This window comes from Bradyrhizobium sp. OK095 (genome assembly GCF_900109945.1).
Taxonomy (GTDB): Bacteria; Pseudomonadota; Alphaproteobacteria; order Rhizobiales; family Xanthobacteraceae; genus Bradyrhizobium.
Genome location: NZ_FOBX01000001.1, coordinates 616,417 through 628,426 on the forward strand (window position 1 = coordinate 616,417; position 12,010 = coordinate 628,426).

11 protein-coding genes are annotated in these 12,010 nt (G+C 63.7%); 4 read left to right on the forward strand and 7 right to left on the reverse strand.

Translation table 11 applies throughout. The annotated features are described in order from the left end of the window. Positions 1–48: 48 nt before the first annotated feature. On the reverse strand, positions 49–1,155 hold the full coding sequence (locus BMW89_RS02880) for an NAD(P)/FAD-dependent oxidoreductase (RefSeq protein ID WP_244547495.1): 1,107 nt from the start codon (positions 1,153–1,155) through the stop codon (positions 49–51). A gap of 449 nt (positions 1,156–1,604) precedes the next feature. Between BMW89_RS02880 and BMW89_RS02885 the strand changes: the two genes are divergently transcribed. From BMW89_RS02885 to BMW89_RS02900, 4 genes are all read left to right on the forward strand, one after another. Then, positions 1,605–2,456, forward strand: a complete 852-nt coding sequence (locus tag BMW89_RS02885) for a 3-hydroxybutyryl-CoA dehydrogenase (protein WP_092022487.1) — start codon at positions 1,605–1,607, stop codon at positions 2,454–2,456. A gap of 139 nt (positions 2,457–2,595) precedes the next feature. Further along, a complete protein-coding gene (locus tag BMW89_RS02890; RefSeq protein WP_092022489.1) occupies positions 2,596–3,060 on the forward strand; it encodes a group III truncated hemoglobin in 465 nt (154 codons plus the stop codon). A 264-nt stretch (positions 3,061–3,324) separates the two neighbouring features. Then, positions 3,325–3,978 carry a QcrA and Rieske domain-containing protein gene (locus tag BMW89_RS02895; RefSeq protein WP_092022491.1) on the forward strand — a complete coding sequence of 218 codons (654 nt, stop codon included), beginning with the start codon at positions 3,325–3,327 and terminating at the stop codon, positions 3,976–3,978. A gap of 117 nt (positions 3,979–4,095) precedes the next feature. Further along, positions 4,096–5,820, forward strand: a complete 1,725-nt coding sequence (locus tag BMW89_RS02900) for a methanol/ethanol family PQQ-dependent dehydrogenase (RefSeq protein ID WP_092022493.1) — start codon at positions 4,096–4,098, stop codon at positions 5,818–5,820. Positions 5,821–6,060: 240 nt separating this feature from the next. On the opposite strand, the gene BMW89_RS02905 is transcribed toward BMW89_RS02900, so the two are convergent. The 6 genes from BMW89_RS02905 to BMW89_RS02930 all read right to left on the reverse strand — a co-directional run bounded on the left by BMW89_RS02905 (position 6,061) and on the right by BMW89_RS02930 (position 11,982). Then, positions 6,061–6,321, reverse strand: a complete 261-nt coding sequence (locus BMW89_RS02905; protein ID WP_092022495.1) for a hypothetical protein — start codon at positions 6,319–6,321, stop codon at positions 6,061–6,063. 53 nt (positions 6,322–6,374) lie between these two features. Then, positions 6,375–8,687: a xanthine dehydrogenase family protein molybdopterin-binding subunit gene (locus tag BMW89_RS02910; RefSeq protein ID WP_092022498.1), complete on the reverse strand. Its 2,313-nt coding sequence runs from the start codon at positions 8,685–8,687 to the stop codon at positions 6,375–6,377. A gap of 1 nt (position 8,688) precedes the next feature. Then, positions 8,689–9,141, reverse strand: coding sequence for a (2Fe-2S)-binding protein (locus tag BMW89_RS02915; RefSeq protein WP_063688529.1), 453 nt, complete (start codon positions 9,139–9,141; stop codon positions 8,689–8,691). A 586-nt stretch (positions 9,142–9,727) separates the two neighbouring features. Continuing rightward, positions 9,728–10,288, reverse strand: coding sequence for an S-(hydroxymethyl)glutathione synthase (gene gfa, locus BMW89_RS02920; RefSeq protein WP_092022500.1), 561 nt, complete (start codon positions 10,286–10,288; stop codon positions 9,728–9,730). A 33-nt stretch (positions 10,289–10,321) separates the two neighbouring features. Next, positions 10,322–11,431 (reverse strand): S-(hydroxymethyl)glutathione dehydrogenase/class III alcohol dehydrogenase, encoded by a 1,110-nt coding sequence (locus BMW89_RS02925; protein ID WP_092022502.1) that lies wholly within the window; start codon positions 11,429–11,431, stop codon positions 10,322–10,324. Positions 11,432–11,493: 62 nt separating this feature from the next. Then, positions 11,494–11,982 (reverse strand): c-type cytochrome, methanol metabolism-related, encoded by a 489-nt coding sequence (locus BMW89_RS02930; protein ID WP_092022504.1) that lies wholly within the window; start codon positions 11,980–11,982, stop codon positions 11,494–11,496. Positions 11,983–12,010 lie beyond the last annotated feature (28 nt).

Genomic DNA, 12,010 nt, shown 5'->3' on the forward strand with positions numbered 1-12,010 from the left:
AAAGGCACCGGGAGTTCCAAATTCGGAACGCCTTAACGGCCGGAATGCTCACCCGCTGCGGTCGATCGCGAAATCATCGAACAATGGAGAACTGCCTCCGGAGCAAAGCGTCGCGAGCAGCTCGGCCGCGAGATAGCTGAACGTGATGCCATTTCCGCCATAGCCATAGGCCGCGAAAATGTTCTTCTGACCGGGCACGGTGCCGATGAGCGGCAAACCGTCCTCTGTCGTGTCGAACGCCCCCGACCAGCAATAATCGATCTTGTCGGATGATTTGGGCCAAAGCGCCCGGAGCTTGCGCCTCAGCCGTTCCCGCTTGGCTGAAGTGAGGGCCTCGCGCGCCTGCGGCTCTACCGCGGAATCGTCGTCCTCGCCGCCGAATATGATCCGGCCGTCGGATGTGCTGCGTGCATAATTGTAGTCATGGCTCGCTTCCCAGATCAGCACGTCCTCGGGCCACAGATTTTGCGGCTGAGGTTCTGTCGCGATCGCCCAGCTCGAGGTCGGCCGCTGGATGGTTGGACGCACGATGTCGGGCATGACGTAGCCCGTGCATAGCACCACCCGGTTCGCCTCGATCTCGTGGCGACCGCCGAGGCCAACGACAACCTTGGCGCCGGCGCTGTCGAAGGCCGTCGCATCGGCTTTGCGGACCGAGGCTCCGCGCGCGATGGAGATTTTTAAAAGTCCGTGAGTGAGTTCGACCGGATCGGCATCCGCGGCGTCCGGCGACAGAATTGCACCTGCGCGAGCAATCTCGAACCTGCGGAGCAGGGAGGCGTGATCGAGAAATACGCCGGGCAAGCCGGCACGCGTCCTCAGATCGGACTCGTCTCGTAGCGCGCTCCCGCTGTCGTCCACGGCGAGGTAAAGCGAAAGGCGATCCCTGATGTGGCAGGGAATGCGATAGTGCCGGGCCAGCGACAACAGACCTTGCGCGGCCCGGTGGCTCGCCGTGTAGCAGCGCGCGGCACGTTCAAATCCGTAGGTTTGGATGAGCTCGGACAGCGTGCGATCGATTTCCCAGAGCAGCATCGCGGTGCTGGCGCCCGTCGAGCCATGGCCGGGCGTCTCCCGGTCGATGACGACGACCTCGTGGCCGCGGCGGGTAAGGCTCTCGGCGACCATGGCGCCGGTGATGCCGGCTCCGATCACCAGGACGTCGCATGCAAAGCTTCCGGCGACGGGGCGAATGTCAGGTCCACCGCTCGTGACCCAAGGGGTCGTCGGACTCCTGAGGTCACTGTGATCGATGTTGTCGTCGTCGGGAAAAATCTCAAAGCCTCCAGCCGCCCGAGCGCGGATGCGTCGGCCAGCTAAAACGCCCTCAAACCTCGCAAAGTTCCGGCCGGAACGGCGCTCGACCTTCCCTGTGCAGCCGGCACATCCCGGGGAGGGCCCCGCCCCAAAATTGAGCGAAATAGGCCGCGAGAGCGCAAAATCACGCCTTTTCGCGAGGGAATGGCGGCTTTATTCCCGTCTCGGATGCTTTAAGGAAGGGGCAGGATCAGGTCGCAGCTGCCCTCGGGCGGTGCTAGACCCTGATGCAGGAACAATGGGGCTGAGCCGCCAGGCACGCCCGCAAGGATGAAGGATAAGAGGCAATGATCCAGACCGTTGGCATCATCGGGGCAGGGACCATGGGGAACGGCATCGCGCAGATCTGTGCGGCGGCCGGGCTTTCGGTCGTGATGGTCGACATCTCCGATGCGGCCGTGAGCCGCGGTGTCGCCACCGTCGGCGGCAGCCTTGAGCGCCTGGTCAAGAAAGAGAAGATGTCGGCGGCCGACCGCGACGCCACGCTCAAGCGCATCACCGGTACGACTGACCGCGCCAAGCTCGTCGATTGCGATCTCGTCATCGAAGCCGCGACCGAGAACGAGGAGCTCAAGGTCAAGATCCTGAAGGACCTCTGTGCCACGCTGTCGCCGCGCACGCTGCTCGCGACCAACACCTCCTCGATCTCGATCACCAAGCTCGCGGCCGCAACCGATCGCCCCGATCGCTTCATTGGCATGCACTTTTTCAACCCGGTGCCGGTGATGGCGCTGCTCGAGCTGATCCGCGGCTTGCAGACCTCCGACGACACTCACGCCAAGGCGCTCGATTTCGCCCAGCGCGTCGGCAAGGTGGCGATCACCGCCAAGAACAGCCCGGGCTTCGCCGTCAACCGCATCCTCTGCCCGATGATCAACGAGGCGATCTTCGCGCTCCAGGAAGGGATCGCGACGGCGGAAGAGATCGATGCCGGCATGAAGCTCGGCTGCAACCATCCGATCGGGCCGCTGGCGCTGGCCGACCTCGTCGGCCTCGACACCATGCTGTCGGTGATGGAGGTCTTCTATAAGGGTTTCAACGACCCCAAATACCGTCCGGCCCCCTTGCTCAGGGAAATGGTCGATGCCGGCCATCTCGGCCGCAAGACCGGGCAGGGCTTTTACACCTACGGCGCCTGATCATGGCGTTGGCGGCGGAGGCTCAGCTTCCGCCGCCCGATCCCCGCAATTTGCGCTGCGACAAAGACGCCGCGCGCAATTGGCCCGACAATGTCGAACGGGCGGCCCCGCGGGAACAATTGAACGGAAAGCGAAGGATATGTCGGATCGACTGAAGGCCGAGCGGGAAGCTGCGGCCGCGCGGCGGAACCTGCTGACCCAGGATGCAATCGAGCGCACCGGGATCACTGAAGAGATGATCGGGGAACTCGTCACACGCTTCTATGGACGCGTGCGCGAGGATGCGCTGCTCGGTCCGGTGTTCGCGATCGTGCAGAATTGGGACGAGCATCTCGCCAAGCTCACGGATTTTTGGTCGTCGGTTGTGCTGATGAGCGGCCGCTATCACGGCTCGCCGATGCGCGCACATGTGCCGCTGAGCCTCGTGGGCGATCATTTCGACCGTTGGCTCGATCTGTTCGAACAGACGGCGCGCGAGGTTTGTCCGCCGGCGGCAGCCGCGCTGTTCATCGACCGGGCGCGTCGCATCGCCGACAGTTTTGAGATGGCATCGGCGACTGTCGCAGGGCGCATCGCGGCGCCGCGCCACGTGCTCAGGTCCTGAACGCGACCGGCCTGCCCGCGAAACGTGCAGTTGTATCGATCTGAGTTTGCGTTGCACGACCGATAGCGCGTTGCACCAATTCCAACATCATCGGTCTGGTCTGCAAAATCATCATGCTGATCGCGCGATGCGACGTTGAAATTGCGAAAACGCGTTTGAATGCGTTCATTCGCGTTCAATCAAAGCGAGCAAAGACATATTGATGCACTGCGGCGTCAATTCTTCGCCTTGTTTTCGGCAGAGTCTCAGCGCCTGCTAACGTGCATGTCGAGTGCATCGTTCAACACTAAATCCTCATCCTCAGAGAATAGCGCGGAACCTGAAGCCGGCGCCTGCGCGGAGCAAACGCGGCGAACGCTTCTGCTTGGTGCGCTCGCCACCACCGCCTGCCTCGGCTGTTCCACACAGCTGCGCGCAGACGAAGATCCGCCCGGCTCCGACATACGGCCGCAGAAGGGCGATCTGCTCGTCTTCTCCGAAGGCGAGCAGGAAGGAAAGCTCATCACCGCGGCAGATCTGCCGGCCGGCGGACCGCCGGTGCATGCCTGGCCGAAAGATCCCAAGACATCGGTCGTGCGCAGCGCCTCGCGCCTCAACGAGATCCTGATCATCCGGCTTGATCCCGCCGAGCTCGACGAACAAACCAAAGCTCGCGCTGTCGACGGCATCCTCGCCTATTCGGCGATCTGCTCGCATGCCGGCTGTCCTGTCACCGCCTGGGTGAAGAGCGATGTCGGCGACAAGGAGGTGTTTAAGTGCATGTGCCACAACTCCGAATACGATCCCCGCGCGGGCGCGCAGGTCGTGTTCGGGCCGGCGCCGCGGCGGCTCGCGGCGCTGCCGCTTGTGCTCGCCGACACCTCGCTCAGCGTCGCCGGCAACTTCATCGGAAAGGTAGGTGGCGTGCAGCCAGGGTGATGGACGGTGCGGGGTATGCCCGCGTCACGAGAGGCCGCATCCGCCGAGGGGCGGACGACGGGACGAACGACAAGAATTCACAACAAGAATTCAAACGGATGAAAAAGGGGAACGTCCATGACCAGGAAGCAATGGTACCTGTCCGGCTTCGTCGCCTTCACCTGTCTTGCCGCGACCGCAGCGATCGCCGGCCCGATCGAGAACTACGCGCCCGTCACCCAGCAGCGTCTGGAGAATCCGGAACCCGGCAACTGGATGCTCTACCGGCGCACCTATGACGGGCAGGGCTACAGCCCGCTCGACCAGATCACCGCCGCCAACGTCAAGAACCTCACGCCGGTCTGGACCTTCGCCACCGGCGTCGTCGAGGGCCACGAGGCGCCGCCGATCGTCAACAACGGCGTGATGTTCGTGGCCACCCCGATGGGGCAGGTGATCGCGATCAACGCGAAAACCGGCGATGAATATTGGCGCTACAAGCGGCAGCTTCCCGACGATCTGTTCCAGTTGCATCCGACCAGCCGCGGCGTCGGCCTCTGGGAGGACAAGCTCTATCTCGCCACCACCGATGATCATGTCGTTGCGCTGGACGCCAAGACCGGCAAGGTGGTGTGGGACACCAAGGTGCAGGATTACAAGAAGGGTCAGTACATGACCCTGATGCCGCTGATCGTCGACGGCAAGGTCATCGTCGGCGGCTCGGGCGGCGAGTTCGGCGTGCGCGGCTATGTCGCCGCCTATGATGCCAAGGACGGCAAGGAGCTGTGGCGGACCTACACCATTCCCGGCGAAGGCGAGCCCGGCCACGACACCTGGCAGGGCGACGACTGGAAGAATGGCGGCGGCTCGGCCTGGATGACCGGCAATTACGACAAGGACACCAAGACCGTCTATTGGGGCGTCGGCAATGCCGCGCCGTGGCCCGGCGAGATGCATCCCGGCGACAATCTCTATACCTCGTCGGTGCTCGCGCTCGATCCCAGCAACGGCAAGATCAAGACCTATCACCAGTACCACCAGAACGATTCCTGGGATTGGGACGAGGTCGAGGCGCCGATGCTGATCGACCTGCAGCGCGACGGGCGCAGCATCAAGAGCCTGGTCCATCCCGGGCGCGATGCGATCTTCTGGGTGCTCGAGCGCACGCCGACCAAGATCAACTATGTCGCCGGCTGGCCGTTCGTCGCAACCGACGTCTGGAAGGGCATCGACGAGAACGGCAAGCCGATCCTCGATCCCGACCACAAGCCGGTCGTCGGCAAGCGCGTCGAGTTCTGTCCGTCACTGTGGGGCGGCAAGGACTGGCCGTCGGCGGCCTACAGCCAGAGGACCGGGCTCGTCTATGTTCCCGCCAACGAGAATTTCTGCGGCGGATTCACCGGCGAGAAGATTCCGCTCAAGCCGGGCGAGCTCTGGCTCGGCACCAAGCCTGAGGACATCGGCCTGAAGACCAAGCCGGGCGCGGATCATTTCGGCGAGCTCCAGGCTTGGGATCCCGCCACCGGCAAGAAGGTGTGGCAGCATAACTTCCCGAAGTCGCAATTGTTCGGCTCGGTGACGGCGACTGCGGGCGACCTCATCTTCGCCGGCGGCACCAACGACCGCAACTTCCGCGCCTTCAATGCCAAGAACGGCGAGCTGTTGTGGGAGCAGAAGACTAACTCCGGCATCATGGGCATGCCGGTGTCCTATGAGGTCGACGGCACTCAATACATCGCAATCCAGTCGGGCTGGGGCGTGGATGCGCAACGCATCCAGGATGCGCTTGTCACCAACAATATCGGCATCGAGGCCAACGTGCCGCAGGGCGGCGTGGTCTGGGTGTTCGCGCTGAAGAAGTAAGCTCCGCGGGCGGATCGAAAGGTGCGGAGCGTCAGGGGGCAAATGCGGCGGACGGTAACGTCCGCCGCATTTTGCGTGCGCTTCCCTTCTCCCCCTTGTCGGAGAAGGTTGCGCGAAGCGCCGGATGAGGGGTCTCTCTCCGCGGAGACAAACCCCTCACCCAAGTGAGATTCTGGCAGACAGCGTCGCTGCCCTCTCCCCCAAGGAGCGAAGGCACATCAACGCGCAGTCGCCTGAAAATTACTTCCCCTGCCTGTCGACTTTGTCCTTCTCCTTCTGGTTCATCTCCTGAACCTTGGGATCGCTGTTGCTCTGCCCGGTGGTCTGGGTGGTCGAGGCGGGCGGGGCGGTGGTGTTGGGGAGTGAGTTTTGGTCCGGCGCGGTGGGGCGTGTCGCGGTGGTCGGGGGCGCCGTGTTGCTCTGGGCGAACGCGGCCGCTGTGATCAAAGAAAAGGCGCCCGACAGCAACGAGACTGCGAGCGCCCTTGAGATGTTGGTCATCGATCTGCTCCTGTCAGATCGATGGAAACGGCGCGAGGCCGTCTTGTGTTCCCTTACGCCTCCAATTGCTTGCCCAGCGGCATGCTGCGGATGCGTTTTCCGGTGGCCGCGAAGATGGCATTCATCAGCGCCGGCGCGAACGGGGGCACGCCGGGCTCGCCGACGCCACTCGGCGGCGTGTCGGGTGCGGGCGGCACGATGTAGACGTTGGTGACCCCAGGAGATTCATCCATCCTGATGACCTGGAAGTCGTCAAAATTCTTCTGCTCTACCTTGCCGTCCTTGAAGGTGACCGCGCCGTATTTGGCGAGGCTCAGCCCCATGATCGCCGCGCCCTCGATCTGCGAGGCGATGCGCTCGGGGTTGACATAGGTGCCGCAGTCGATCGCGGTGTCGACCCGCGGCACCGTCAGCTTGCCCTTGTCGTCGACGGCCACCTCGACGATGGTCGCGATATAGCTGACGAAGCTGCGGTGCACGGCGATGCCGAGACCGTGGCCCTTGGGGACCGTGCGGCCCCATTCACCCTTCTCGGCAACCAGCTCGACCACCTTGCGCAGGCGCGCGGTGTCGATCGGGTAGCTGTCATAGGGCTCGCCGTAGTTCCACATGTCCTTAACCGCTGGCTTGACGATGCGTGGGCTGCCGATCAGCGCGAGCAGCGTCTCCTTCTGGTCGCGGCCGGTCGCAGCTGCGATCTCGCCGACCATCGACTGCACCGCAAAGGCGCGCGGGATATTCGAGACCGAACGGAACCAGCCGATGCGGGTGAAGGCCGCGGCTTCCGGGTTCTCGCAACTGATATTGGCGATCTCGAACGGCATGTCGACGAGGCCCATGCCGAGCTCGAACGCGGCCGCGTGTTTTGCGCCGGCGGCAAAGGTCGAGGCGATGGTCGGCGCTACGCTGCGGTGGCGCCAGGCGATCACCTTGCCGCTCTTGTCGAGGCCCGCCTCGATGCGTTCCACCGAGACCGTGTGCAGGAAGTCGTGGTGGAGGTCGTCCTCACGCGTCCATTGCACCTTCACGGGCGCGCCGAGCTCCTTCGACAGCAGCGCGGCCTCGAGCGCAAAATCGCATTTCGACTTGCGGCCGAAGCCGCCGCCGAGCAGGGTGACGTTGACGGTAACGTTACCCTCGGGAATGCCGAGCGTCTTGGCGACGTCCTCGCGGGTGCCGCCGGGGCTCTGCACCGGCGCCCAGATCTCAGCCTTGTCGCCCTTGACGTCGGCAACCGCGACCGGCGGCTCCATGCTGACATGGGCCAAGTGCGGCAGATAATATTCGCCGACGACGACCTTGTCGGCGCTCTTGAGCGCAGCGTCAGCGTCGCCTTCCTGGCGCACGACGAGGCCCGGCTTGCGCGAGGCCTCCTCGAGCTCCTTGCGATAGGCGACCGAGTCGTATTTGCCGTTGGCGCCGTCGTCCCAGGTCAGCTTCAACGCGTCGCGGCCCTTGATCGCCGCGCCGGTGTTGCGCGCGATCACCGCGACGCCGCCGAGCGGCTGGAACTTCGACGGCCACGGCCAGCCGCGCACCTGCATCACCTTCTCGACGCCGGGCACCTTTAATGCTGCCTCCGCATCGAACTTGACCAGCTTGCCGCCGGTCACCGGCGGCCGCGCGATCACGGCATATTTCATGCCGGGGAGACGCACATCGGCACCGTAGCGGGCCTTGCCGGTGGTGATGTCGTGCAGATCGACGATGCTGACCTGCCCCTTGCCGAGATAGCGAAAATCCTTGGGGTCCTTCAGCTTGAGGCCTTCGATAGCAGGCACCGATTCCTTGGCGGCGTCAGCCGCGAGTTCGCCGAAGCCGAGCTTGCGACCGCTGGCGCTATGGACGACCTCGTGATTGACGGCCTTGACCTCGGTCGCTGGCACGCCCCAACGCTTTGCCGCGGCCTGCTCCAGCATGCTACGGGCGGAGGCGCCGATCTGGCGCATCGGGATCAGATAATGCCGCGTGCTGCGCGAGCCGTCGGTGTCCTGGTTGCCGAACTTGACCTCGTCGCCGTGGGCCTGCTGCACCTTCACTTTCGACCAGTCGGCCTCCATCTCCTCGGCGACGATCAGCGGCAGGCTGGTGCGCACGCCGGTGCCCATCTCGGAGCGGTGGGCGAGAATGGTGACGGTGCCGTCGGGTGCGACCGCGACGAACACGCGCGGATCGACCACGACGCCATGCGGCATCTTGCCGGCGCCGGTCTCATAGGCGAACGCCTGGCGCGACATCACGGGGGCGGCGAGCACGAAGCCGCCGGTAACGCCGAGCCCCTTCAGGATACTGCGGCGCGAGACCTTCTCGACTCGGATGCTCTTTTCGAAGCCACGAAGCTTCGCAGGCTTGTCGATGAAATTCATGTCACACTCCCGTCGATGCGAGATGGACTGCGTTCTCGATGCGCTGATAGCAGCCGCAGCGGCAGATGTTGCCCGCCATGGCCTCGCGGATCTGGTCGTGCGACGGCTTGGGGTTTTCCATCAACAGCGCTGCGGCCTGCATGATCTGGCCGGCCTGGCAGAAGCCGCATTGGGGGACGTTGACCTGGCGCCAGGCCTTCTGTACCGGGTGATCGCCGTTCGGATGCAGTCCCTCGATCGTGGTGATCTCGCGGCCGGCGACGTCGTTGATCGATGTGATGCAGGAGCGCACGGCTTCCTTGTCGACGATGACGGTGCAGGCGCCGCACAGGGCCTGGCCACAGCCGAACTTGGTGCCGGTGAGCCCGGCCTCGTCACGGAGGAACCAGAGTAGCGGGAGATCCGGGTCGCCGTCCCAGCTCTGTTCCTGGCCGTTGATCTTCACCTTGATCATGATCATCCCTCGCTCTTCATAAGCATGCCGATTTTCAAATTTGCCGAATTCGTGTCGCCGCATCCCGACCTGTTGTCCCGCGCGGGCAGATCCCGGCAGGAAGCAGGAATACGAATCGTGATGTCCGGATGTGCTCGATACCTCCCGTCTTATTCTTGATTAATTGAATTCGCGCGGCATCGTCACGCCGCGAGGCTAGCAGAGATCGCAGCGGTTCGGCGTTCACAGCCGAGTGTTCTCGGTGGGAAAACATTGCAACCGAGGTTTGTCAAAAGCAGGGCGCGGCATCACGCTGCGCCTGCGAAGTGGACATCGCGAAAAAAGCTTCGTCCGGCAGAATGACTGCGCGGACGAAGCAGGATGCCTCAGTCGAGGGAGGGAGAAACGCAGAAGCGCGGACTTCGAACGGGAAGTGAGCGGCACTGCGCAGTCATTCAGAGATCAGGACTGAGGGAGCTAATGGCCCTCGTACGCAGAGTGCAGAGGCGCGGCCTCGCCGCGATCGTCCGGGGCCGGACCCGCCCGGCTCGCTGGCGATGGTCGGGCCAGCGAGCGGACGGGGCACGGCGAACGTCTGGCGGCCTTGTCAGGCCGCTTTGGCTTTCGCCACGTGAGTCGCAATCGCGTCCATCAGCGCCGGCGATAGGCAGTCATAGGGCTCGAGCCCGATTTCCTTCAGCCGTGAACGGATGCCGGCCATCTGCTCCGGCTTGACGCCGGACTCGATCACCGAGGAGACGAAGGCGGCGAATTGCGGCGCCTGCGAGCCCTGCTCCTGGAACAGCTCCGGATGGACGAAATCGAGCCCGTAGAACGGATGGTTCTTGTTCTCGATGCGGCCGTACATGTGCGTGCCGCAGGCCTTGCAGGCGTGACGCTGGATCACCGCGGACGCGTCGACGATCTCGAGCTTGTCGCCGTTCTCGAGCACGGTGACGTTCTGGCGCGGCACCACGGCGACGACCGAGAAGTTCGCGCCCTGCGGCTTCCAGCACTTGGTACAGCCGCAGGCGTGGTTGTGGGCGACGTCGCCCTTGATGCCGACCTTGACCTGATGGTCCTTGCATTTGCAGGCCAGCGTGCCGCCGGCAAAGCTGCCGCTGCCCTGTTTGAGGCCGTTGTCGATCGAGGGATGGAGTGCAGTCATGGGTCGATCCTCCTTGGGGGTGACGCTTTCGAGCTAGTAGACGACGACGGAGCGGATGGATTTGCCCTCGTGCATGAGGTCAAAACCCTTGTTGATCTCTTCGAGCTTGAGCACGTGGGTGATCATCGGATCGATCTGGATCTTTCCGTTCATGTACCAGTCGACGATCTTCGGCACGTCGGTACGGCCGCGCGCGCCGCCGAAGGCCGTGCCGCGCCAGTTACGGCCGGTGACGAGCTGGAACGGGCGGGTGGCGATCTCCTTGCCGGATTCGGCAACGCCGATGATGATCGAGGTGCCCCAGCCGCGATGGCAGGCTTCCAGCGCCTGGCGCATCACGGTGGTGTTACCGGTGCAGTCGAAGGTGTAGTCGGCGCCGCCGTCGGTCAGGTTGACCAGATGGGGGACGATATCGCCGGTGATCTTCTTGGGGTTGACGAAGTCGGTCATGCCGAACCGACGGCCCCAATCTTCCTTGGAGTCGTTGATGTCGACGCCGATGATCTTGTCGGCGCCGGCCATCTTGGCGCCCTGGATGACGTTGAGGCCGATCCCGCCGAGGCCGAACACGACCACGTTGGAGCCCGGCTCGACCTTGGCGGTGTTGACGACGGCGCCGACGCCCGTGGTGACGCCGCAGCCGATGTAACAGCTCTTGTCGAACGGCGCGTCCTCGCGGATCTTGGCGACCGCGATCTCCGGCAGCACGGTGAAGTTCGAGAAGGTCGAGCAGCCCATGTAGTGGTAGACCGGCTTGCCTTTGTAGGAGAAGCGGCTGGTGCCGTCGGGCATCACGCCCTTGCCTTGCGTCGCGCGGATCGCGGTGCAGAGATTGGTCTTCTGGCTCAGGCAGCTTTTGCACTGCCGGCATTCCGGCGTGTAGAGCGGGATGACGTGATCGCCCGGCTTCACCGAGCTCACGCCAGGGCCGATCTCGCGGATGATGCCGGCGCCCTCATGGCCCAGGACCGACGGGAAGATTCCCTCGCTGTCGAAGCCGTCGAGCGTGTAGGCGTCGGTATGGCAGATGCCTGTCGCCTTGATCTCGACCAGGACTTCGCCGGCCTTCGGTCCTTCCAGATCGAGTTCGACGATCTCGAGTGGTTTCTTGGCTTCAAAAGCGACGGCGGCACGTGTCTTCATCGGTAACTCCTCAAATTCTCGAAAGGACGCCCAGAACTAGGTCTCGGCAGGCTTCCAAACGTTCACTTCTTGCCCATGCACGAGTCTTCGTTCTTGGTATAGGCGTCGTTCTTGTCCTCATGCTTGCCGGGACGGGCGCGGCCCCAGGCATCGTTGGAGCGTGCGCGCAGATAGACGTAGAGGTCGTCCATGTAGCACGCGACGTTCGGATTATCGCCGAAGGCCGGCATCACGTTCTCTGCGGCGGTCGAGATGTTCTTGCGGCCCGAGGCGACGACGCCGAGAAAATCGGCATAGCTCATCGTCTTGAGCGAATCCTTCAATGCCGGCGCATAGGTCGAGCCCAGTCCATCCGGGCCGTGGCACACATGGCAGTCCGAGTGATAGCGGCGGTATCCGGAATAGGTGTACCAGTCGACGGACTCGCCGTTGACCTTGTAGGTCGGGTTTCCTTCCTTATCGAGCCATTCGCCAGTTTCGTTCTGCTTGACGGCAGTCGGGTCGCCCGAGCCGTCCGCAACAGCAATTCCCCCCGAGGCAACGAAGATCATCGCAGCAATGACAGAGCAGATTTTACGC